The 22,195-nt window shown below is 72.4% G+C and carries 18 protein-coding genes; 7 read left to right on the top strand and 11 right to left on the bottom strand.

Annotated elements, in window-relative coordinates:
• Nucleotides 1–27 precede the first annotated feature (27 nt).
• The 4 genes from metX to ABME02_RS11375 all read left to right on the top strand — a co-directional run bounded on the left by metX (nt 28) and on the right by ABME02_RS11375 (nt 4,480).
• Complete coding sequence (gene metX / locus ABME02_RS11390) at nt 28–1,236, top strand: homoserine O-acetyltransferase MetX (RefSeq protein WP_353815447.1); 1,209 nt, start codon at nt 28–30, stop codon at nt 1,234–1,236.
• Between the two features lie 124 nt (nt 1,237–1,360).
• Nucleotides 1,361–2,518 (top strand): sensor histidine kinase, encoded by a 1,158-nt coding sequence (locus ABME02_RS11385; RefSeq protein WP_353815445.1) that lies wholly within the window; start codon nt 1,361–1,363, stop codon nt 2,516–2,518.
• Complete coding sequence (locus ABME02_RS11380; RefSeq protein ID WP_353815444.1) at nt 2,515–3,825, top strand: hypothetical protein; 1,311 nt, start codon at nt 2,515–2,517, stop codon at nt 3,823–3,825. Before ABME02_RS11385 ends, ABME02_RS11380 begins: the two co-directional genes overlap by 4 nt.
• 1 nt (nt 3,826) lies before the next feature.
• Complete coding sequence (locus tag ABME02_RS11375; protein ID WP_353815443.1) at nt 3,827–4,480, top strand: response regulator; 654 nt, start codon at nt 3,827–3,829, stop codon at nt 4,478–4,480.
• Nucleotides 4,481–4,495: 15 nt separating this feature from the next.
• Here the strand turns inward: ABME02_RS11375 and ABME02_RS11370 are convergent, their stop codons facing one another.
• The 4 genes from ABME02_RS11370 to ABME02_RS11355 all read right to left on the bottom strand — a co-directional run bounded on the left by ABME02_RS11370 (nt 4,496) and on the right by ABME02_RS11355 (nt 8,380).
• Nucleotides 4,496–5,770, bottom strand: a complete 1,275-nt coding sequence (locus tag ABME02_RS11370; protein ID WP_353815442.1) for an MFS transporter — start codon at nt 5,768–5,770, stop codon at nt 4,496–4,498.
• 98 nt (nt 5,771–5,868) lie between these two features.
• The gene (locus ABME02_RS11365) at nt 5,869–6,177 is read right to left on the bottom strand and encodes a thiamine-binding protein (protein WP_353815441.1); all 309 of its coding nucleotides are present in this window, start codon (nt 6,175–6,177) and stop codon (nt 5,869–5,871) included.
• A gap of 42 nt (nt 6,178–6,219) precedes the next feature.
• Nucleotides 6,220–7,491 carry a glycosyltransferase 87 family protein gene (locus ABME02_RS11360; RefSeq protein ID WP_353815440.1) on the bottom strand — a complete coding sequence of 424 codons (1,272 nt, stop codon included), beginning with the start codon at nt 7,489–7,491 and terminating at the stop codon, nt 6,220–6,222.
• A 37-nt stretch (nt 7,492–7,528) separates the two neighbouring features.
• Nucleotides 7,529–8,380 (bottom strand): ADP-dependent NAD(P)H-hydrate dehydratase, encoded by an 852-nt coding sequence (locus ABME02_RS11355; RefSeq protein WP_353815439.1) that lies wholly within the window; start codon nt 8,378–8,380, stop codon nt 7,529–7,531.
• Between the two features lie 24 nt (nt 8,381–8,404).
• Between ABME02_RS11355 and ABME02_RS11350 the strand changes: the two genes are divergently transcribed.
• Nucleotides 8,405–9,049, top strand: coding sequence for an HAD family hydrolase (locus ABME02_RS11350; RefSeq protein WP_353815438.1), 645 nt, complete (start codon nt 8,405–8,407; stop codon nt 9,047–9,049).
• On the top strand, nt 9,046–10,182 hold the full coding sequence (locus ABME02_RS11345; protein ID WP_353815436.1) for an NADH:flavin oxidoreductase/NADH oxidase: 1,137 nt from the start codon (nt 9,046–9,048) through the stop codon (nt 10,180–10,182). Before ABME02_RS11350 ends, ABME02_RS11345 begins: the two co-directional genes overlap by 4 nt.
• A 9-nt stretch (nt 10,183–10,191) precedes the next feature.
• Here ABME02_RS11345 and ABME02_RS11340 read toward each other — a convergent pair whose 3' ends face one another.
• The 4 genes from ABME02_RS11340 to guaB1 form a co-directional block, all read right to left on the bottom strand.
• Nucleotides 10,192–10,629 carry a VOC family protein gene (locus ABME02_RS11340; RefSeq protein ID WP_353815435.1) on the bottom strand — a complete coding sequence of 146 codons (438 nt, stop codon included), beginning with the start codon at nt 10,627–10,629 and terminating at the stop codon, nt 10,192–10,194.
• A 58-nt stretch (nt 10,630–10,687) separates the two neighbouring features.
• Nucleotides 10,688–11,725 (bottom strand): hemolysin family protein, encoded by a 1,038-nt coding sequence (locus ABME02_RS11335; RefSeq protein WP_353815434.1) that lies wholly within the window; start codon nt 11,723–11,725, stop codon nt 10,688–10,690.
• A complete protein-coding gene (locus ABME02_RS11330; protein WP_353815433.1) occupies nt 11,722–13,083 on the bottom strand; it encodes a hemolysin family protein in 1,362 nt (453 codons plus the stop codon). The genes ABME02_RS11335 and ABME02_RS11330 overlap by 4 nt, the downstream gene beginning before the upstream one ends.
• 135 nt (nt 13,084–13,218) lie before the next feature.
• The gene (guaB1, locus tag ABME02_RS11325) at nt 13,219–14,658 is read right to left on the bottom strand and encodes a GMP reductase (protein ID WP_353815432.1); all 1,440 of its coding nucleotides are present in this window, start codon (nt 14,656–14,658) and stop codon (nt 13,219–13,221) included.
• A gap of 266 nt (nt 14,659–14,924) precedes the next feature.
• On the opposite strand from guaB1, the gene ABME02_RS11320 reads away from it, so the two are divergent.
• Entirely contained in the window at nt 14,925–18,719 is a 3,795-nt protein-coding gene (locus ABME02_RS11320; protein ID WP_436408262.1) for a multifunctional oxoglutarate decarboxylase/oxoglutarate dehydrogenase thiamine pyrophosphate-binding subunit/dihydrolipoyllysine-residue succinyltransferase subunit, read from the top strand.
• Nucleotides 18,720–18,813: 94 nt separating this feature from the next.
• Here the strand turns inward: ABME02_RS11320 and ABME02_RS11315 are convergent, their stop codons facing one another.
• The 3 genes from ABME02_RS11315 to ABME02_RS11305 form a co-directional block, all read right to left on the bottom strand.
• Complete coding sequence (locus tag ABME02_RS11315) at nt 18,814–21,147, bottom strand: MMPL family transporter (protein WP_353815430.1); 2,334 nt, start codon at nt 21,145–21,147, stop codon at nt 18,814–18,816.
• A 99-nt stretch (nt 21,148–21,246) separates the two neighbouring features.
• Nucleotides 21,247–21,504 (bottom strand): zf-HC2 domain-containing protein, encoded by a 258-nt coding sequence (locus ABME02_RS11310; RefSeq protein ID WP_353815429.1) that lies wholly within the window; start codon nt 21,502–21,504, stop codon nt 21,247–21,249.
• Entirely contained in the window at nt 21,501–22,148 is a 648-nt protein-coding gene (locus ABME02_RS11305; protein WP_353815427.1) for a sigma-70 family RNA polymerase sigma factor, read from the bottom strand. The genes ABME02_RS11310 and ABME02_RS11305 overlap by 4 nt, the downstream gene beginning before the upstream one ends.
• Nucleotides 22,149–22,195: the final 47 nt, after the last annotated feature.

Genomic DNA, 22,195 nt, shown 5'->3' with positions numbered 1-22,195 from the left:
GCCCATCGCGTCGGGGAGAATCGGAGCATGGACTGGCAGACGACCTCGGAGACGGTGCCCGCGAGCGTCGTGCCCGAGGCCCGTGCCGCCCACCAGCTCGCCGGGCGCGCGCCCGCGACGGGCGCATGGCGCGAGGGCGACCCCGTCGGCGATCGCCGCTTCGCGAGGATCGGCGACCTCGGGCTCGAGTCCGGCCAGGTGCTGCCCGACGTCCGCATCGCGTACGAGACGTGGGGCACGCTCGATGCCGCGCGCGGCAACGCGATCCTCGTGCTGCACGCGCTCACCGGCGACAGCCACGTGGTCGGCCCCGCCGGGCCCGCACACGCGAGCGCGGGGTGGTGGCCGGGCGTCGTCGGCCCCGGTCGTGCCATCGACACCGACCGCTGGTTCGTCGTCGCACCGAACGTGCTCGGCGGATGCCAGGGCTCGACCGGTCCCGCCTCGCTCGCGCCCGACGGCGTCGAGTGGGGCGCGAGGTTCCCGTTCGTGACGATCCGCGACCAGGTCGCCGCGCAGGTGGCGTTCGCCCGCGAGCTCGGCATCGAGCGCTTCGCCGCGGTCGTCGGCGGCTCGATGGGGGCGATGCACGTGCTGGAGTGGGCGCTCATGGCACCGGAGGCCGTCGAGCGAATCGCCGTGCTCGCGGCGCCCGCCGCGACGACCGCCGACCAGATCGCCCTCAACTCGGTCCAGCTCGAGGCGGTGCGCAGCGACCCGGCGTTCCGGGGCGGCGCGTACTACGACGCGCCCGACGGCGAGGGCCCCACGCGGGGGCTGGCGCTCGCACGACGCATGGCGATGCTGAACTACCGCACGCCCGTCGAGCTCAACCAGCGCTTCGAGCGCGGGTGGCAGTCGGAGCTCGATCCGCTCGGCGGCGGCGGGCGTTTCGCGGTGGAGTCGTACCTCGACTTCCACGGCAACAAGTTCACGCGCCGGTTCGACGCCAACAGCTACCTCGCGCTCACCGAGGCGATGAACTCGCACGACGTCGGCCGCGGCCGCGGCGGCGTCGCCGCCGCGCTCTCGCGCATCGAGGCGACGACGCTCGTGCTCGGCATCGACAGCGACCGGTACTTCTCGCTCGACGGCCAGCGCGAGATCGCCGCGGGCGTGCAGCGGACCGTGCACGGCGACGAGCCCGTGGTGCTGCGCTCCGACTACGGGCACGACGCGTTCCTGATCGAGGACGACGCCGTCGCCGCGGAGCTCGTCCGCCTCCTCGCGGCCTGACCGGATCCGGACGCCGCACCCCGCTTCGGGCCGTCTGTCCCGCATACGGGGGGCGTTCTGAGCTATCTTCGAGAAGAGCGCCGCTGCGCGGCGCGAGCGACGGCGCAGACGGTCGGGGGGTGGCATGCGGCGGATCGACAAGGAGCGCGACCGGCTGCTGCGCCGCCTCGCGAGGGTCGGCGGGCTCACGGGCGCGGCGATCGCGCTGGCCTGCCTGGTCGTCCCCGGCGCCATCGCACCGTCCCGGTTCGCCCTCGCCTCGGCGCTCGTCGTCGGCATGGCGGTCCTGATCGGGCTCGCGAGCTCGCGCGGCGCGATGACCGCGACCGTCGGCGCGATGGCCGCGGCGACCGTGCTGCTGCTCGTCGTCGGCCTCGACCCGACGCTCGATCCGGCCGGTGCGACGGCGATGGCGGCCGTCGGCGCGCTGGCCACGGGCGCACTCGCCATCCCGCTCGTGGTCCGTCCGGCGGGGCCCGCAATGATCGTGGCGAGCGCCGCGGCGGTCCTCGTGGCGCTGGGCGCATCCGCGGCCTCCGGCGCCGACGTCCGCCTCGTCGTCATCGCCACGGCCGCGGGCTGGGTCGCGTGCGTGATCGTCGGGATCTGGCTCGCCCGTGCCATCGATCGCGCCGCGGAGCGGATCGACGAGGTCGGCCGCGCGCACGAGGCCGAGCGACTGGCGAGCGAGTCCGAGGCGCAGCAGCGCCAGGACGCGCGGGTGCTGCATGACACCGTCCTCGCCACGTTGAGCCTCCTCGCGCACTCCGGCGTCGGGGTCGAGACCGGCCCCCTGCGCCAGCAGGCCGGCGACGACGCGCGACTGCTGAAGCAGTTGCGCCTCGGCGCTCCCCTCGACAACGGCTCGAGCGCCATCTTCTCCCCGGAGTCCTCCGACGACGGCCTCGGGTCGACCTTCGAGTCGGTGCGACAGCGCTTCGCCCGCCTGGGGCTCGACGTCAACTGGCACGGCGCCAACCACCTGGTGCTGCCGAAGGAGGGCCTCGACGCGCTGCTCGGCGCGCTGGGCGAGTGCCTCGAGAACGTCCGCCGGCACGCCGGCGTGAGCGTGGCGGACGTCACCGTCACCGACGACGAGCACACGGTCCGCGCGATGGTGACCGACCAGGGTGCCGGGTTCGAGCCGGCCGCGGTCGATCCGGCACGCCTCGGCTTCGCCGAGTCGGTCGTCGGCCGGCTGCACGCCGTCGGCGGTCGCGCACGGGTCTTCAGCTCCCCCGGGTCCGGGACCACGGTCATGCTGGAGGTGCCGAAGCCGTGAACCCCTTCCGCCGCTCCCCCGACGCCGAGGCGCCGCCGGACACGACCCACGAGATCCAGTTCGATCGGCCGACCCGGTCCGCGCGCGCCGCCGAGGACATCCGCAGCGCCCACGGCGGGCGTCGCCTCGCGGTCGGGATCACCGCGGCGGCGGGCGTCATCGTGCTCGCCCACCTCGTGCACGCGATCGGACTCATCGGCGTCTTCCCGCCCGGAACCGGGTCGGGGCCTGCCTGGATCGCGTTCGCGGTCGTCGCGGTCGCCACGGTCGTCGCCACCCGCGGCCTCACCCGCGTCGCGGACTGGACGCACCTGCTCCTCCTCGCCGCGCTCGCGGTACCGGTCGCGATGGACCTCACGGCGACGGCGGGCCTCCTGCACCTCGGCATCACGCCGACGGCCGCGCCGGCCGCCGCCGCGCTCCTCCTGCCGATCGCGGCACTCCGCGAGACCCGGACCCCGGTCGCGGCCTCCGCGGTCATCGCCGCGGTCCTCGTGACCGCCGCGCTCCTCCAGGCGCAGGCCGCCGGGTCGTGGACCGTCGCCGGGCTCGCGATCGCCGCGACGGCGGTGGTTCCGGTGGTACTCGTCGCGATCGGCGTCCGCGGGTTCCGAAGGCTCGTCGGCCGGGAGCTCGACCTCTCGCTGGTGCAGTCGACCGTCGCGACCCCACGATCGGCCGTCGGCATGCGCGCCTCCGAGGAGCTCGCCGAACTCGACTACGACGCCGAGGCGCTGCTCGAGGACGTGGGGTCCGGCCGCATCTCGATCCCCCTCCCCGCCGAGGCCGCCGAACGGGCGGGAACGCTCGCGGCCCGACTGCGCATCCGGCTCATCGAGGGACGCACCGACACGTGGCTGCGCCACGCGGTCACCGAGTCCGCGTACCTCAGCCGGCGGGTGAGCGTCGACGACGCGCAGGGGCTCGCCGGGCTGCTCTCGCCGACGCAGCGCGAGGGGCTGCTCCTGGCGCTGTGGCTCGTCGCCGGCCAGCGGCGGCGCAAGGCGAACGAGCCGCCGCTCGAGGTGCGCGTCCAGTGCCGCGAGGGCGAGGTCGGCGCGCCGGGCGACGAGTCGCCGGAGGACGGTGCGCGACCCGGGGAGTCGGCGGCCGTCGCCATCGGACTCGACGTCTCCGGTCTCACGGCGCGCCGCGTCGATGCAGCAGCATGGGATGCACTCGATAATGTCGGTGTACACGAGGTCGTTCAGGGTCCCGAGGGGTTCCGGATCGAGCTCGAGTGCCGGATCGACCCCACGGTCCGGAATCCGGCGCCGCCCAGCGCCGTCAACCCGAGGGGAGCATGACGTGCCCGAACCCGAGCTGCCGCCCATCCGACTCGCCGTGGTCGACGATCACCGCATGCTGCTCGGTGCCCTCACCGAGTGGCTCCGCGGCGCGACCGACGACGTCGACCTCGTGGCCGCGGTGCCGTCGTGGTCCGAGCTCCTCGCCCACACGGAGTTCCCGGTCGACGTGGTGCTCCTCGACCTCGACCTCCGCGACAACATCCCGATCTCGATCAAGCTCTCGACGCTCAAGTCGGCCGGCGTGCGCACGATGCTCATGAGCACGTACTCCGAGCCCGCGGTCGTCCGCGAGGCGCTGGGTGCCGGCGCCCTCGGCTACCTGGTGAAGTCCGAACCGGTCGAGACCATCGTCGAGGCCATCCGCGCGGCACGCAACGGCGAGCCGTACCTCTCGCAGGAGCTCGAGGACGCGCTCCAGACCGACGGCGCCGCGCCGCGCCTGAGCGCCCAGGAGCGTCGCGTGATGGCGCTGTACGGGGCGGGCCAGCCGGTCAAGGCGGTCGCGTTCCAGCTCGGGATCTCCGAGGAGACCGCGAAGAGCTACCTCAAGCGCATCCGCGAGAAGTACCGCCTCGCGGGCTACGACGTCGGCACGAAGGTCGCGCTCCGGAAGCGCGCGATCGCGGACGGGATCCTGCTGCAGTCGGAGTAGCCGCCCGCTTCGGCGTCAGTCGCCGATCGCGCCGAACGCCCCGGTCACCGATGGCAGCGGGATGCCGCGGCGCTGCCGCGCCCGGTCGAGCGCGAACGTGCCGAGGGCGAGGATGCTGCCCGTGACGGTGAGCAGGAGTCCCACCCACACGGGGGCGACGTAGCCCAGCCCTGCGGCGATGACGAGCCCGCCGAGGATGGCGCCGAGGCTGTTGCCGATGTTCAGCGCCGAGTGGTTCAAGGCGGCGGCGATCGATTGGCTGTCGCGGGCGACGTCCATGAGTCGCGCCTGGATCGTGGGCGAGAGCGCCGCCGCGGAGCCGCCGACGAGGAAGACGCCGACGCCGAGGCCGAGCGGATGCTGCGCCGTGAGCCCGAGCAGGACCAGCGCGCCGGCGAGCGCGGCGAAGAACAGGTGCATCGACCGCCGGACGCTCCAGTCGGCGAGGCGCCCGCCGATGAGGTTCCCGATGGTCATGCCGAGGCCGAAGACGACGAGCACGATCGGCACCGCGCCGGTCGGCAGGCCGGTCACGTCGGTCGCGAGGGGTGCGACGTAGCTGTAGACGGAGAAGAGGCCGCCGAACCCGATCGCGCCGATCGCGAGGGCGAACCACGCCTGGGTGCGCGTGAAGATGCGCAGCTCCCGCTTCATGGTCGCGGCGGCGTCGCCCGGCTGCCATGGCACGGCGAGGGCGACGGCCAGGAACGTGGCGACGAAGATGCCGGCGACCGCGAGGTAGGCGACGCGCCAGCCGGCCTGCTGGCCGAGCCACGTGATGAGCGGGACGCCGACGACGTTCGCGATGGTGAGCCCGGACAGCACGAGCGCGACCCCGCGGGCGCGCTTGCCCGGCCCCATGAGGCTCGCCGCGACGAGGGAGGCGATGCCGAAGTACGCGCCGTGCGGGAGGGCCGCGATGAATCGTGCGGCGACCACGAGTTCGAACGTGGGCAGGAGCGCCGAGGCGATGGTGCCGAGGCTGAACGCGGCGAGGAGCGCGAGGAGCAGGCGCTTGCGCGGCCAGCGGGCGGCGGCCGCCGCGATGGTGGGGGCGCCGACGACCACGCCGAGCGCGTAGGCGGAGATGATCCAGCCGGCGGCGGCGTTCGCGGCATCCGTCGACTGCGCGGACAGGCCGGGCAGCAGGTCCGCCGCCATGTCGGGCAGCAGTCCCATGGCGACGAACTCGGTCGCGCCGATGCCGAAGCCGCCCATCGCGAGGGCGAGGAGGGCGAAGCGGATACGGGCCGGCGACAACGTCGTCGGCCCGTTGGTCTCGGGGGTCACCGTTCGATCATCGCATGGATCGAATCGATTCGACAAACGACCATGCAGATCGTGGGCGACGGCGCACCGTGCAGCGAGGGGCGACGGTCGGCGCGGCCTCAGCCGTCGTTCTCGATGGCCGCCTCGAGCCGATCGACCTTGGCGTCCAGCTCGCCCGAGTACCCGGGGCGGATGTCGGCCTTGAGCACGAGCGAGACCCGCGAGCCGTACTCGGCGACGGCATCGCACGCGTCCTTGACGACGCCCATCACCTCGTCCCACTCCCCCTCGAGTTCCGTGAACATCGAGGTCGTGCGGTTCGGCAGCCCCGACGCGCGGACGATCCGCACCGCGGCGGCCACGGCGTCGTGCACCGACCCGTCGCTCCGTCCCGTTCCACTCGGTGCGACCGAGAACGCCACCAGCATGCGAGTTCCTCCCAGGGTCGACGGCGCGACACGCGCCGGAGGTCACGACGCCGTTCGGGGGCGCCGGTCGCTCCCAGCCTGCCACACCGCGCGGACCGACCAGCCGAGCAGGACGCAGAGCAGCACGACCTTCACCGTGAGCAGCAGCACGAACCCCGGATTGGCGATGAGGAGCCAGCCGTACCAGTACGGGTAGATCACGTGCGTGAGCACCGCGATCGCCGCCGCGATCGCCGCGGGCGTGAGGAACCGCGTCCCGCCGAGCACGAGGCCCAGCACCACCGGGGCCGCGAGCCACGTGACGAACTGCGGCGAACCGACCTTGTTCGCCAGCATGAGCACCACCGTGAAGGCGACCGCGAGCGGCGGCAGCAGGGCGCCCACGTGCGCACCGCGTCGCGCGGCCCGCACGCCCGCCGCGAGCACGGCGGCGAGCCCGACCAGCATCAGCGGCGTGGTGATCGCCGCCGCGACATCCGCCCCCGGGCCCGCGATCTGGAAGGTGAGGATGTCCTCGTCATAGACGATGGTCGCGGCATCCGTCCCCGCCACGATCCACCACAGCCAGATCACCGCGAGCGGCGCCTCGATCTGCAGGCCTCGCCCGGCCTGCTCGGCGACGAAGCCGAACGCGTTCGCGCCCGAGCCGGCGAGCAGGCTCACCCCGATGATGCCGATCGACAGCGTCGCGGCGACCGTGAACACCTCGAATCGGCGCCGCAGGGAGACGAGCAGCGCCGCGATGAGCGCGGCCGGCCACACCTTGATCCACGTCGCGATGGTGAGGAGCACGGCGGCGACTCGGGGCCGTCCCGCCGCCCAGAGGAGGCCGACCAGTGCGAAGGGCACCGTGACGGCGTCGATGCGGCCGAGCGCGATCGGACCGAGGAGCGCGAGGAACGCGAGCCACCACCATGCCGCCGCCCGGCGCCGCCGGGAGAGGAGTCCGCGCCCGAGCAGCACCGAGAACGCGAGCGCGTCGAGCACCGTCACCATGCCGAGCCAGGTCACCCCGTACCAGGAGGATCCGAACGCGAGCGCGGCCGTCATCGGCGCGAACGCCAGGATCGGGTACACCCACGCCGTGTCGATGCCCATGCGCAGGAAGCCGAGTTGCGCGGTCTCCGCCCACACCCGGTACACCGCGGTGACGTCCCCGAGGGGCCAGCCGGGGGCGTAGAGGTTCAGGAGTGCGAGCCCGAGGTGCACTGCGCCGAAGGCGAGCCAGAGCGTCGCCCGCTCGCCGAGGCGGGGCGGGGTCCGTCGCGGGCCCCCCGGCCGCTGCCCCGCGACGTCGGTGTCGGACTCCGCCATGGCACCCGAGCCTAGCCGCGCCCGATTCGGGACCGGCTCAGCGGCGGAGCAGGCCGCCGACGACGGCGGGCACCGCGTGCGCCACGTCGAGCGCGGTCACCGGGCCCCCGTCCCATGCGTCGCTCGCACGGCGGCCCGCCTCCGAGTGGATGAACGCCGCCGTCGCCGCGAGGTGCGTGATCGCCGCGGCGTCGTGCGCGAGGCGCTCGTGATGGGTGGCTGCGAGCGCCCCGATGATGCCGCCGAGGACGTCCCCCGTGCCCGCGCTCGCGAGCCAGTGCGTCGACGCCGTGACCGTGTGCCTGGTGCCCTCGGGGTCGCAGACGTGGGTGACCGCGCCCTTCAGCAGCACCGCGACCTGCAGTTGGTGGGCCGTGCGTTCGGCCCATCCAGCGGGGTCGGCGTCGATCTCCTCCACGGTGCACGCGGTGTCGCGGTCATGCAGCAGGCGCGCGAGCTCGCGGCTGTGCGGGGTGATCACGGTCGGACCCGTGTGCGAGCCCACCAGGTCGAGCCCGCCCGCATCGAGGACCGAGGGCAGGCCCGATGCGAGCGCGTGCTGGAGCTCGCCGGCGAGCCGGAACGAGCGGTTCGTCGAGTCCATGCCGGAGCCGAGGAGCCACGCCTGCACGCGGCCGGGAACGCCGACCGTCTCGGGCCGCGCGGCGAGGACGGCCTGGCGGACCGCGCGCGGCCCCGTGAAGCGGACCATGCCGACACCGGCGCGGTGCGCGGCCTCGACGCCGAGCACCGCCGCACCGGGGTAGTCGGGCGACCCGGTGATGACGCCGAGGACGCCCCGGCGGTACTTGTCGTCACCTGCTCCCGGTTCGCTCAGCCAGGCGGATGCGTCGTCGGCGGTCCATTCGCGCCACGTGCCGGTTGCCATGTTCCCAACGATAGGTTGATGGGCATGCCTGCGACCATTCCCGCGCCGATCGCCCTGTCGCCCCGAGTGGTCGTGTTCGACTACGGCGAGGTCATCTCGCGATCGCCCTCGGAGGCCGATCGCGCCGCACTCCTCGCGAGGGCGGGCGTGACGGGCGATGGGGCGGAGTCGTTCTGGGCCGCGTACTGGGCGCATCGCGACGAACTCGACCGGGGCACCCTCGCCATCGCCGACTACTGGGCCCGGGTCGGCGACGACCTCGGGCTGGCCTGGTCCGCGCTCGACGTCCACGAGTTGTGGGCGATCGACCACCGAGGGTGGCTCAGCGTCGACCCGGACACGCTCGCCGTGCTCCACGCGCTCCGCGACGGAGGGACCCGGCTGGCGCTGCTCTCGAACGCGGGCGCCGACTTCGGCGGCTGGCTGCGCCACGGCGCGTTCGGGCCCCTGTTCGAGGCGGTCTTCGTGAGCGGCGAGCTCCGGGTGGTCAAGCCCGATCCGGAGATCTTCCGGCACGTGATGCGGGAGCTCGGCATCACGCCCGACGAGCTGGTGTTCGTCGACAACAAGCCCGTGAACGTCGACGGCGCGATCGCCGTGGGCGGCACCGGTCACGTGTTCACGGATGCCTCCGGCCTCGAGTCGTGGCTGCGGGGTCTCGCCGCATGAGCCGCCGCGACCTCGCCGTGGCCGACGCGACCGCGGACAGCCCCGCCCTGTTCCGCCCGATCCGGATCAGGGGGCTCGAGATCCGCAATCGGATCTGGGTGCCGCCGCTCTGCCAGTACTCGGTCACCGAGCGCGACGGCGTCCCGCACGACTGGCACCTCGTGCACCTCGGCTCGATGGCCGCCGGCGGAGCCGGCCTGGTGATCGCCGAGGCGACCGCGGTGAACGCGGAGGGTCGCATCTCGGAGTACGATACGGGGCTCTGGAGCGACGCGCAGGCCGACGCCTGGGCGCGGATCACGCGGTTCATCCGTTCGCAGGGCGCGGCGTCCGGCATCCAGCTCGCGCACGCGGGCCGCAAGGCGTCCGTGTGGCCGGAGACGGTCGACCGGCGCGGCTCGCAGCCGCTCGACGAGGGCGGCTGGACCACGGTGGCGCCGTCGGCGATCGCCTTCGACGGCCTCCGGGAGCCCGTCGCGCTCGACGAGGCGGGCATCCTGGCGGTGATCGAGGACTTCCGGGCCGCCGCGCGACGTGCGGTGACCGCGGGCTTCGACGTCGTCGAGGTCCACGCCGCGCACGGCTACCTCGTGCACCAGTTCCTCTCGCCGCTCTCGAACGCGCGCGACGATCGCTGGGGCGGCGACCTCGAGGGCCGGGCGCGCCTGCTGCTCGAGATCGTGCGCGCGGTCCGCGCCGAAGTCGGCGAGCGGATGCCCGTGTTCGTGCGCTTCTCCGCGACGGACTGGGCGCCCGGCGGCTGGGACGAGGAGCAGACGTCGATCGTGGCCGGCTGGGCCGCCGAGGCGGGCGCCGACTTCTTCGACATCTCGACCGGCGGGCTCGTCCGCGACGTGCGCATCCCGGTGGGCCCCGCGTACCAGGCCGCGCACGCGGAGTTCGTGCGCGGGCGGGCCGGCGTGTCGGTCTCCGCCGTCGGCCGGATCACCACGCCCGAGCAGGCCGAGCGCCTCGTGGCGTCCGGCGCGGCCGACGCGGTCATGTTCGGCAAGGCGATGATGCGCGACCCGCACCTCGCGCTGCGCGCCGCGAACGAGCTCGGTGCGGGCGCCGCGATCTGGCCGCCGCAGTACCGCCGGGCGAGGCCGGAGGTCAACGACGGCGAGTGGTGAGTCGGACGCTCAGGCGGTCGACCCGGTCAGCATGGCCCGCGCCTCGTCGAGCGAGACGCCCATCGGCGTGGCGAGCGCGATGATGTTGCCCTCGCTGTCGTCGAACCATGCTCCGCGCTCGCCGGCCTCGTCGTCGCCCATCCGGGCGACGCCGTCGACGGTCTTGAGCTCGGGGAGGTCGTAGTCGTGGAAGACGACGCCCTTCTCGCGGAGGGCGGCCATGTCGCGGTCGAGGTCGTCGGTCATGATCGAGAAGGCGGTCGCCTTGTTGGTCCCGGCGAACTCCGACTCGTACACGAGGACGGCCGCGGAGCCGATCACGTAGACCGCCCCACCGCCCGTGTCCGTCTGGACCGGATCGAGGCCGAACACGTCGTGCCAGAACGCCTTCGCCCGTTCCAGGTCGGATGCCGCGAGCACGGTCATGGCCATGGAGTTCTCAAACATGAGACCACCTCATCTATCGGAGACGCTGCGAGTCTACGCCGACCGGGAGGCGGCCGCCTCACCCCCTCCGGGTGGCATCCTGCACCTCGCCGACCAGCTCCTCGATGATGTCCTCGAGGAAGATGACGCCGGTCGTCCGCCCCTGGTCGTCGAACGCGCGCGCCAGGTGCGTCCCGAGGCGGCGCATGCTGGCCAGCGCGTCCTCGAGGTCGGTGCCGTCGAAGATCGAGACGACCCTGCGGACGCGCTTGGCCGGGATCGGATCGTCGAACTCGTCGTCGTCGAGGTCGATGACGTCCTTGAGGTGGACGTACCCGACCGGCTCGCCGTCCGCGCCCGCGAGCACGTAGCGCGAGAAGCCGCGCCGCGCGACGGCGCGCTCGACATCGCCCGGCGTGGCGTCCGCCGGCAGGCAGACCAACTCGTCCATCTGGACGGCGACGTCGCGCACCTTCTTCGTCGTGAACTCGAACGCCGCGGTCAACGTCCCGCTCGCATCCACCAGCAGGCCCTCGCGGCGCGACTGGACGACGATCGTCTGGACCTCCTCGAGCGTATAGGTCGAGGTCGCCTCGCTCTTCGGCTGCACGCCGAACAGGCGCAGCACGCCGTTCGCGGTCGCGTTCAGCGCCACGATGACGGGCCGGAAGATCCTCGCGGTGAACACGAGCGGCGGGGCGAGCAGCAGCACCGCGCGATCCGGCAGCGAGAAGGACAGGTTCTTCGGCACCATCTCGCCGAGGACCACGTGCAGGTACGAGACCAGCAGGAGCGCGATGACGAAGGCGATCGTCGACACCACCTCGGGCGACCACCCGGTCAGCTCGAGCGGGACCTCCAGGAGGTGGTGGATCGCGGGCTCCGACACCGTGAGGATCAGCAGCGAGCAGATCGTGATGCCGAGCTGGCTCATCGCGAGCATGAGCGTCGCGTGCTCCATCGCCCAGAGCGCGGTCTTCGCACTGCGGCTGCCCTGCTCGGCCAGCGGTTCGATCTGCGAGCGCCGCGCGGAGATGACCGCGAACTCGGCGCCCACGAAGAACGCGTTGCCGAGCAGCAGCACGAACAGCCAGGCCAGTCCCGCCCAGTCGCTCATCGGCCCGCCTCCCTCGCGTCGTCGCCGACGACGGCGGCCTCCCGGGCGGCATCCGCCTGGGTCGGCACCGTCGCGGGCGAGAACTGGATCCGGTCGATGCGACGCCCGTCGAGCCGCTGCACGCGGAACGTGCCGCCCTCGACCTCGACCTCGTCGCCGACGACCGGCAGCCGCCCGAGCGTCGCCATCACGAACCCGGCGACGGTCTCGTAGGCGCCGTCCTCCGGCACGCGGATGCCAGTGCGGTCGAGCAGCTCGTCCGGCCGCAGGATCCCGGGGAAGCTCACGAACTCGCCGCGCCGGACGACGCCCGCACGGGTGCGGTCGTGCTCGTCGGAGACCTCTCCCACGAGCTCCTCCACGAGGTCCTCGAGCGTCGCGACGCCGGCCGTTCCGCCGTACTCGTCGACCACGACGGCCATCTGGTAGCCGCGGCCGCGGAGCTCGCCGAGGAGCGCGTCGAGCTTGATCGTCTCCGGGACGCGGAGCGCGTCGGACTGCAGCGCTGAGGCCGGCACGACCTCGCGCTTCTCGCGCGGCACCGCGACCGCCTGCTTCACGTGCACGATGCCGACCACGTCGTCGAGGTCCTCGTCGTACACGGGGAAGCGGCTGAACCCGGTCTGCCTGGCCAGCTCGAGCACGGCCTCCGCCGGCTCCGTGCGCTGCACGGCCGCGACGCGCGGACGCGGCGTCATCACGTCGGAGGCGTCGTGCTCGGAGAAGCGCAGCGTGCGCCCCAGCAGGGTCGCCGTGTCCTGCTCGAGCAGGCCGGCGCTCGCCGAACGCCGCACCAGGCTCGAGAGCTCCTCCGCCGAGCGGGCGCCCGAGAGCTCCTCCTTCGGCTCGATGCCGACGAGGCGCAGCAGGCGGTTCGCGCTGCCGTTCAGCACGGTGATCGCCGGTCGGAAGACCCATGTGAAGGCGGTCTGGAACGGCATCACGACCTTCGCGGTCTGCCGCGGCAGCGCGAGGGCGAAGTTCTTCGGGACGAGCTCGCCGATGATCATCGACAGCAGGGTGGCGACGACCACGGCCGTGATCGCGCCGACCGGCCGGATCAGGGCCCCGGGCAGGCCGATCGCGGCGAGCGGACCCGCCAGCAGCGACGAGATCGCCGGCTCCATCGTGTAGCCGGTGAGCAGCGTGGTCAGCGTGATGCCGAGCTGCGCACTGGAGAGGTGCGTCGAGGTGATCTTGAGGCCCTCGATGGTGAGCCCGAGGCGGGTCTCACCCCTGGCGCGACGCGCCTCGAGGTCGGCGCGGTCGAGGTTCACGAGCGCGAACTCGCTCGCAACGAAGAGGCCCGTGCCGATCGTGAGGAGGAGTCCGATGCCGAGGAGTACCCACTCAGACATCCGCACCTCCCCGCGCGGTCACGGGCGTGGGTCTATGGCAGGGCGAGGTCGCAGAGGGAGGGTCGTCCATGATCGAGCCAGTATATCGGCGGATGCGGGATGGTCCCCGAGCCGTGACGCCGCCGTCACACGCGCCTACCAGCTGACCGGGAGCGCCTTGCCCTCCTCGTATCCTGCGGCGGACTGGATGCCCACGAGCGCCCGCTCCCGGAACTCCGGCACGCTGCGCGCTCCCGCATAGGTGAACGAGCTCCGAACTCCCGAGGTGATCATGTCGAGCAGGTCCTCGAGCGAGGGTCGCAGCGGATCGAGGTAGATCGCCGACGACGAGATGCCCTCCGCGAACAGTTCCTTGCGGGCGAGCTCGTACGCGGAGAGCCGCCCGAAGCGCTCCTTGACCGCCTTCGTCGAGGCCATGCCCCAGCTCTCCTTGTACACGCGACCGTCGGCGTCCCGACGAAGCGTTCCGGGCGCCTCGATCGTTCCGGCGAACCACGAGCCGATCATGACGGATGCCGCGCCAGCGGCCAGCGCGAGCGCCACGTCACGCGGGTACCGGACCCCGCCGTCCGCCCACACCGCGGCGCCGCGCTCGCGGGCGGCCTCCGAGGTCTCGAGCACCGCGGAGAACTGCGGCCGCCCGACGGCGGTCATCATGCGCGTCGTGCACATCGCGCCCGGGCCGACGCCGACCTTCAGCACGTCGGCCCCGGCCTCGACCAGGTCGGCGACCGCGTCGGCCGTGACGATGTTGCCGGCGACGATCGGGATCCCGAGCCCTGCGGCCCTCACGGCCCGGACCGCGCGGATCATGCCCTCCTGGTGCCCGTGCGCGGTGTCGACGACCAGCATGTCGACGCCCGCCGCGGCGAGCGCGCGCGCCTTGGCCTCGACATCCCCGTTGATGCCGATCGCCGCCGCGACGCGGAGGCGGCCGGAGGCATCCGTGTTGGGCTCGGAGACGGTGCCGCGCAGGGCGCTCCGGCGGCTCAGCGTGCCGACGACCCGCCCGTGCTCGAGGATCGGCGCGAAGTCGATGCCGGCGTCGACCATGAGGTCGAACGCGCGCCTCGGGGTGTCCACGTCATCGGCGTCGAGCGACGGGATGGCACCGTGCACGAGGTCGCCGAGCCGGGCGTCGGGCAGCGCGGTCGCGAGGCGCGCGGCCGGGATCGTCCCGGCGTACGCGCCGTCGTCGTCGTGGAGCACGATGCCGTGGCCCTCGACGGGCGGCAGCACCTCGAGCGCGTCGGCGACGGTCCGGTCGGCCGAGAACGCGTGCGGCACGTCGAACCGGGCCGGGCGGGACTTCACCCACCGGATCGCCTCGTCGAGCTCCTGGAGCGGCAGGTCCTGCGGCAGCACGCCGATCCCGCCGCGGCGCGCGAGCGTCGCCGCCAGCCTCGGACCGGTCACCGAGTTCATGTTCGCCGAGACGATCGGGATGCTCGCTCCCGAGCCGTCGTCGGGCGCGAGCGACACGTCGAGCCGGCTCGTCACGCCCGACCGGCTCGGCACCAGGAAGACGTCGGAGTACGTGAGGTCGTGCCGCGGCGTCGTGCGATAGAACTCCATGCCCACAGGCTATGCCTCGCGGGCGCGGCCCGGGTCGGCCGGGGTCGGGCGCGGAGCGGGTGCACGCGCGCTGGGAGGATGCTGCGATGCGTGCGCGCATCCGTTGCACGGTGCCGAGCGCCATCGGAAGGGGTTTAGGCTTGTCTGGGCGTTCCGCGTCGTGCTGCGCGCCACGCCTCAGGTGAGCATCCATCAATGGAGAGAGTGGGCGAAAGGCTGTGTCGAGCCAATTGACCGGGTCGGGATCCGACGAGACGACGTCGGCGATGTTCGGAGCCAACGAATGGCTCGTGGACGAGATGTACGAGCGGTTCCTCGCCGACCCCAGTTCGGTGGATGAGACGTGGCGCGAGGTGCTCGAGCACTACCGCCAGGTCCGCACCGGCGAGACCGCCGCGACGCCCACGACCGCGGCCGAGATGCCCGACGAGTCGGCGCTGCACCGCGCGGCGAGCGAGCAGTCGGGGCCCGCGCAGTCGGCCCCCGCCGCCCCGGCCGCTCCCGTCGAGCAGGCCGCCGCACCCGAGGCCCCGGCCGCGCCGACCGGCGAGGCCGCCCCCGCCGACCAGCCCGCGGCATCCGCCCACGCCCCGGCGACCGCGCCGAACGCCGTCATCGGCCAGGCCCCCGCGGCGCGCACCACCTCGGTCGCCCCGCGCACCGCCCCGGTCCCCGCCGACGTCCCCGTGACGAGCCCGCAGCAGCGGGCCGACGCCGGCGAGCGCGAGGACGAGGTCCTCCCGCTCAAGGGCCTCCCCAAGACCCTCGCTGCGAACATGGACGCCTCGCTCACGGTGCCCACCGCGACGAGCGTGCGCACGGTGCCCGCGAAGCTCATGATCGACAACCGCATCGTGATCAACAACCACCTCCGCCGCACGCGCGGCGGCAAGGTGTCGTTCACGCACCTCATCGGCTGGGCGCTCATCCAGGCGCTGAAGGAGTTCCCGAGCCAGAACGTCTACTACTCCGAGGTCGACGGCAAGCCCTCCCTCGTGAAGCCCGCCCACATCGGGCTCGGCATCGCGATCGACATCCCGAAGCCCGACGGCACCCGCGCCCTGCTCGTGCCCGCGATCAAGCGCGCCGAGACGATGACGTTCAACGAGTACCTCGGCGCGTACGAAGACCTCGTGTCGCGAGCGCGCAAGAACAAGCTCACCGCCGACGACTTCAAGGGCGCGACGATCTCGCTCACGAACCCGGGCGGCATCGGCACGGTGCACTCCGTGCCCCGCCTCATGAAGGGGCAGGGCTGCATCATCGGGGCCGGTGCGCTCGAGTACCCGGCCGAGTTCCAGGGGGCGAGCGAGAAGACCCTCGCGAACCTCGCGATCGGCAAGACGATCACGCTCACCTCGACCTACGACCACCGCGTCATCCAGGGCGCCGGCTCGGGCGAGTTCCTGAAGAAGGTCCACGAGCTGCTCATCGGCGACCGCAACTTCTACCAGGACATCTTCGCGGCCCTCCGCCTGCCGTACGAGCCGATCAAGTGGAACGCCGATATCTCGGTCGACATCGCCAGCGCGATCGACAAGACCGCCCGCGTGCAGGAGCTCATCAACTCCTTCCGCGTCCGCGGCCACATGATGGCCGACATCGACCCGCTCGAGTACGTCCAGCGCTCGCACCCCGACCTCGACATCGAGAGCCACGGCCTGACCTTCTGGGACCTCGACCGCGAGTTCGTGACGGGCGGGTTCGGCGACAAGCGCACCGCGCTCCTGCGCGACATCCTCGGCGTGCTCCGCGACTCGTACTGCCGCACGATCGGCATCGAGTACATGCACATCCAGGACCCGGTGCAGCGCCGGTGGATCCAGCAGCAGGTCGAGCGCAAGTACGAGAAGCCCACGCACGACGAGCAGATGCGCATCCTCGGCAAGCTCAACGAGGCCGAGGCGTTCGAGACGTTCCTGCAGACCAAGTACGTCGGCCAGAAGCGCTTCAGCCTCGAGGGCGGCGAGTCGATGATCGCGCTCCTCGACGAGGTGCTGCAGGGGGCCGCGAAGGAGGGCCTCGACGAGGTCGCCATCGGCATGGCGCACCGCGGCCGACTGAACGTGCTCACGAACATCGCCGGCAAGACGTACGGCCAGGTGTTCCGCGAGTTCGAGGGCACCCAGGATTCGAAGGCCTTCTCGGGCTCGGGCGACGTGAAGTACCACCTCGGCACCGAGGGCACCTTCACCGCCGACGACGGCCAGCAGGTGCCCGTCTCGCTCGCGGCGAACCCGTCGCACCTCGAGGCCGTCGACGGCGTGCTCGAGGGCATCGTCCGCGCCAAGCAGGACCGGAAGCCCGTCGGCACGTACTCGGTGCTCCCGATCCTCGTGCACGGCGACGCGGCGATGGCCGGCCAGGGCGTCGTGGTCGAGACCATGCAGATGTCGCAGCTTCGCGCCTACCGCACGGGCGGCACGATCCACCTCGTGGTCAACAACCAGGTCGGCTTCACGACCGTCCCGGGCGACGCGCGCTCGTCGATCTACTCGACGGATGTCGCGAAGGCCATCCAGGCGCCCATCTTCCACGTGAACGGCGACGACCCCGAGGCCGTGGTCCGGGTCGCCGAGCTCGCCTTCCGCTACCGCCAGGAGTTCAAGCGCGACGTGGTCATCGACCTCGTGTGCTACCGCCGTCGCGGACACAACGAGGGCGACGACCCCTCGATGACCCAGCCGCTCATGTACAACCTCATCGAGGCCAAGCGCTCGGTCCGCAAGCTCTACACCGAGGCGCTCGTCGGCCGCGGCGACATCACCGAAGAGGAGTACGAGGAGGCGCACCGCGACTTCCAGGACCGCCTCGAGCGGGCCTTCGCCGAGACCCACGCGGCGCAGACCGGGTCGATCCCGATCGTCGGCGGCGAGGCGCAGGTCGCGGAGCCGGTCTCGGGCGAACTCGAGACGACCGGCGTGTCGACCGAGGTCGTCCACGCCATCGGCGACGCGTTCAACAACAAGCCCGAGGGCTTCACGGTGCACCCGAAGATCCAGCAGCTGCTGGCCAAGCGACAGGACATGAGCCGGAACGGCAAGGTCGACTGGGGCTTCGGCGAACTGCTCGCCCTCGGCTCGCTGCTGCTCGAGGGCACGCCCGTCCGCCTCGTCGGCCAGGACGCGCGCCGCGGCACCTTCGTCCAGCGCCACGCGGTGCTGCACGACCGCGTGAACGGCCAGGAGTGGCTGCCGCTGCAGTACCTCGGCGACCAGCAGGCCCGGTTCTGGATCTACGACTCGCTGCTCAGCGAGTACGCGGCCATGGGCTTCGAGTACGGCTACTCCGTGGAGCGGGCCGACGCGCTCGTGATGTGGGAGGCCCAGTTCGGCGACTTCGCGAACGGCGCCCAGACCATCATCGACGAGTTCATCTCCTCGGCCGAGCAGAAGTGGGGCCAGCGCTCGAGCGTCGTGCTGCTGCTCCCCCACGGCTACGAGGGACAGGGGCCCGACCACTCGAGCGCCCGCATCGAGCGGTACCTCCAGATGTGCGCGGAGGACAACATGACCGTGGCCCGGCCCTCGACGCCGGCGTCGTACTTCCACCTGCTCCGCCGCCAGGCGTACCAGCGCCCGCGCCGGCCGCTCGTCGTGTTCACGCCGAAGGCGATGCTGCGCCTCCGCGGTGCGACGAGCGAGGTCGAGGACTTCACGCAGGGCCGCTTCGAGCCGGTGCTCGACGACGCACGGATCACCGACAAGGGCGCCGTCAAGCGGGTCGTGTTCATGGCCGGCAAGCTCTACTACGACCTGCTCGCCGAGCTCGAGAAGAACCCGAACCCCGAGGTCGCGCTCGTGCGCCTGGAGCAGTACTACCCGCTGCCCGCGGCCGAGCTCAAGGCCGTCGCGGACGGCTACCCGAACGCCGAGCTGGTGTGGGCGCAGGACGAGCCCGAGAACCAGGGCGCGTGGCCGTTCTTCATCATCGAGACGAACAAGCTCGGCCCCCGCGAGGTGCGCCTCGTCGCGCGCACCGCGGCCGCGTCCCCGGCGACCGGGTCCGCGAAGCGCCACGCCGCCGAGCAGGCCGACCTGATCAAGCGGGCGCTCTACTAGGCAGCGCCCCGCCCCGGACGACCGACGAGCGGATGCCTCCCCCGGAGGCATCCGCTCGTCTCGTTCGTTCCCGGCGGCGCGCGCCGCGTCCGGGTCAGCCGGCCTCGACGGGCACGCGCGCGTCCCGCTCGGCCTCGCCGTCCCCCTCGATCTCGGGCGCGGTCCCCGCGGCATCCGTCGGCGCCGCGTGGACGCCGTGGCGGCGCTCCTCGCGCGCGAGTCGGCTCGGCCTCCAGATCGCGCGCCCGATGTCGTACGACAGCGCGGGCACGAGCAGCGTCCGCACGAGGAACGTGTCGAGCAGCACGCCGAAGGCCACGATGAACGAGATCTGGGCGAGGAAGAGGATCGGCAGGACGCCGAGGGCGGCGAACGTCGCGGCCAGCACCAGCCCGGCCGAGGTGATCACGCCGCCCGTGAGCCGGAGCCCTCGGAGGATGCCCTCCCTCGTCCCGTGCCGAGCCGCCTCCTCCCGCACGCGGGTCATGAGGAAGATGTTGTAGTCGACGCCCAGCGCGACGAGGAACACGAAGCCGAACAGCGGCACCGACGGGTCGGCCCCCGGGAAGCCGAAGACGTACTCGAACACGAGCGCCGAGACGCCGAGGGCGGCCGCGAACGAGATCACCACGCTCGCGATGAGGATCAGCGGAGCGACGACGGCGCGCAGCAGCAGCATCAGGATCACGAGGATCGCGAGGAGCACCAGCGGGATGATGAGCCGCTGGTCGGCGATCGCCGCCTCGTTCGTGTCGAGTGCGACGGCCGTCTGGCCGCCGACGAGCACGTCGTCGCCGACCTCGTCGAGGCGCTCGCGGAGGTCGACCACCGTCGCCTCGGCCTCGGCCGAGTCCGCGGAGTCGTCGAGCGTCGCCTGCAGCAGCACCGCCCCGTCGACCACGGTGGGTTCGGGTGCCGGCGTTCCGGGCGGGCCGAAGGCCTGGACGCCCTCATCGGTGACGGGCGCGCTGCCCGCAGGCGAGTCGGCCGAGAGCACGGCGACGGATGCCACGCCCGGCGTGCCGAGCGCGATGTCGGCCATGTCCTGCAGGTCCTCCTCCGGACCGATGACGACCGCCGGGGTTCCGGAGCCGCCCGGGAAGTGCTCGCTCACGAGTTCCTGGCCGTCGCGGGCCTGCGATTCGCCCAGCACGAACTCGCTCGACGGCACCCCGTCGGCGTCGAGCCGGACGAGTCCCAGCGCCATCACGCCGAGGAGCAGCGTCGAGAGGATCCACACCGTGCGCGGTCGTCGCGAGACCAGGCGCCCGACGGCGCCCCAGAGACCGCGCTCCGCGGCCTCCTCGGCGTCCACGGGAGCGGCGTGCCGGCCGTGGTCGGCATCCGGGGCGGTCGCCTCCACGCGCGCGATGCGACGCGGCCAGAACGCGACGCGTCCGGCCCAGAGCAGCAGCGCCGGCAGGAGCGTGAGCGCGGCGAGGAGGGCGAAGACGATGCCGATCGCGGCGACCGGCCCGAGGATCTTGTTCGAGTTCAACTCGGAGGCGAGCAGGATGAGCAGGCCCACGATGACCGTCCCGGCGGAGGCCGCGATCGGCTCCCACGCGCCCCTCAACGCGGCCCAGGTGGCATCCCACTTCGTCTCGTGCTGTGCGAGCGCCTCGCGGTACCGGGCGATGTAGAGCAGCGCGTAGTCCGTGGCCGCACCGATGACGAGGATGAAGAGGATCCCCTGGGTCTGCCCGGAGAGCAGCAGGAGGTCGGCCTTCGCGAGCTGGACGACCGTGAACACCGACGCCGTCAGCGCGGTCACGCTCGTGAAGAGCACGATGATCGGCAGGAGCGGCGAGCGGTAGACGATCACGAGGATCACGAGGACCGCCAGGAGGGCGACGGCCAGGAGCAGTCCGTCGATGCCGGCGAACGCCGCGGCGAGGTCCGCCGTGAAGCCCGCGGGTCCGGTGACCGCCGCGGTCGTGCCGTCGATCGGCGACTCGTCGAGCAGCTCGCGCACGGCCTCGACGGTGGCGCCTGAGCCCTCCTCGCCCTCACCGGGGGCGATGGATGCGACGAACTGGGCGGCCTCGCCGTCATCCGACGGGATGACCGGCGACGTCTCGTCGGTGACGACGCCGTCGACGTCGAGGACGTCGTCCCGGAGGGCGTCGATCTCGGCGAGCTGGGGTGCGGTGAGGTCGGACCCGTCGTCGGAGGCGACGATCACGATCGCCGGCACGTTCTCGGAGTCGCGGAACCCGTCCTGCAACTCGTTCACCTCGGTCGCCTCGGCCGACGCCGGCAGGAACGACGCCTGGTCGTTCTGCTGCACGTCGGAGAGCCCGCCGAACGCGGCGCCTCCGGCCCCGAAGAGGGCGAACCAGACGAGGATCAGGACGGCGGGGATCAGGACCCGAAGCCAGACGGGGACGCGACCCCCGGGACGTTTCGCGACGGCATGCTCGTTCATCGTGCTCGACGCTACGGAACGACGCCGCCGCAGCGCGTCCATCGAAAGTTCGGAAACGGACGCAGGTCGCCGGTCGCGTGGGACGACCGGCGGCCGGGCTCAGTCGGCCAGGACGTCGTGTCCGGACTGGAAGGCCCGGATGCGGCCCAGCACGACGGTGCGGAGCTCCTCGGGTGCGCTCTCCCGGCAGGCCCGCTGCACGACCTCGGTGATCGCGACGCCGACGCGCAGCTCGCTCCGGCAGTCGTCGCAGTTCGCCACGTGCTCGCGGATGTCGGCGGCATCCTCGCTGCACAGCTCGTTGTGGAGGTACTCCTCGAGTTCGGCCTTCGCCTTCTCGCAACCGCAGTCGGTCATTTCGCGCTCCTGGAGGATCGGGTCGCCGGCTGCGTCACGGCGAAGCCGCGCTCGCTGGCGTAGTCGGCGAGGGACTCGCGGAGCATCCGCCTGCCACGGTGCAGGCGACTCATCACGGTCCCGATCGGGGTGTTCATCATGTCGGCGATCTCCTGGTAGGAGAACCCCTCGACGTCGGCGAAGTACACGGCGAGCCGGAAGTCCTCGGGCAGCGCCTGCAGCGCATCCTTGACCGCCGAGTCGGGCAGGTGGTCGATCGCCTCGGCCTCGGCCGAGCGGCTGGATGCCGCCGTGGTCGACTCGGCGCCGCCGAGCTGCCAGTCCTCGAGGTCGTCGATCGTGCCCTGGTAGGGCTCGCGCTGCTTCTTCCGGTAGCTGTTGATGAACGTGTTCGTGAGGATCCGGTACAGCCACGCCTTGAGGTTCGTGCCCTGCTTGAACGACGCGAACGCGGCGTAGGCCTTCACGAAGGTCTCCTGGACGAGGTCCTGCGCGTCGGCGGGGTTCTTCGTCATGCGGAGGGCCGCGGCGTAGAGCTGGTCGATGAACGGCAGGGCCTGCTCCTCGAACAGGGCGCCGAGGTCGGGCGTCTCATCGTCGGGCCGGGTCGCCTCGGCCGGGGTCGCAGTGTCGTCGGCGCTCATCAGGGGCCATCCTAGATCGTGGGTCTCCGAGGCGACTGGACGATCGA

The organism is Agromyces zhanjiangensis, assembly GCF_040496055.1.
GTDB lineage: Bacteria > Actinomycetota > Actinomycetes > Actinomycetales > Microbacteriaceae > Agromyces > Agromyces zhanjiangensis.
This window is presented reverse-complemented; position numbering and strand designations above follow the sequence as displayed.

Coding starts and splice junctions, on each gene's coding strand:
- metX (WP_353815447.1), top strand. CDS start 28: ATGGACTGGCAGACGACCTCGGAGACGGTGCCCGCGAGCGTCGTGCCC.
- ABME02_RS11385 (WP_353815445.1), top strand. CDS start 1,361: ATGCGGCGGATCGACAAGGAGCGCGACCGGCTGCTGCGCCGCCTCGCG.
- ABME02_RS11365 (WP_353815441.1), bottom strand. CDS start 6,177: ATGCTGGTGGCGTTCTCGGTCGCACCGAGTGGAACGGGACGGAGCGAC.
- ABME02_RS11360 (WP_353815440.1), bottom strand. CDS start 7,491: ATGGCGGAGTCCGACACCGACGTCGCGGGGCAGCGGCCGGGGGGCCCG.
- ABME02_RS11355 (WP_353815439.1), bottom strand. CDS start 8,380: ATGGCAACCGGCACGTGGCGCGAATGGACCGCCGACGACGCATCCGCC.
- ABME02_RS11350 (WP_353815438.1), top strand. CDS start 8,405: ATGCCTGCGACCATTCCCGCGCCGATCGCCCTGTCGCCCCGAGTGGTC.
- ABME02_RS11345 (WP_353815436.1), top strand. CDS start 9,046: ATGAGCCGCCGCGACCTCGCCGTGGCCGACGCGACCGCGGACAGCCCC.
- ABME02_RS11340 (WP_353815435.1), bottom strand. CDS start 10,629: ATGTTTGAGAACTCCATGGCCATGACCGTGCTCGCGGCATCCGACCTG.
- ABME02_RS11335 (WP_353815434.1), bottom strand. CDS start 11,725: ATGAGCGACTGGGCGGGACTGGCCTGGCTGTTCGTGCTGCTGCTCGGC.
- ABME02_RS11330 (WP_353815433.1), bottom strand. CDS start 13,083: ATGTCTGAGTGGGTACTCCTCGGCATCGGACTCCTCCTCACGATCGGC.
- guaB1 (WP_353815432.1), bottom strand. CDS start 14,658: ATGGAGTTCTATCGCACGACGCCGCGGCACGACCTCACGTACTCCGAC.
- ABME02_RS11320 (WP_436408262.1), top strand. CDS start 14,925: ATGTTCGGAGCCAACGAATGGCTCGTGGACGAGATGTACGAGCGGTTC.
- ABME02_RS11315 (WP_353815430.1), bottom strand. CDS start 21,147: ATGAACGAGCATGCCGTCGCGAAACGTCCCGGGGGTCGCGTCCCCGTC.
- ABME02_RS11310 (WP_353815429.1), bottom strand. CDS start 21,504: ATGACCGACTGCGGTTGCGAGAAGGCGAAGGCCGAACTCGAGGAGTAC.
- ABME02_RS11305 (WP_353815427.1), bottom strand. CDS start 22,148: ATGAGCGCCGACGACACTGCGACCCCGGCCGAGGCGACCCGGCCCGAC.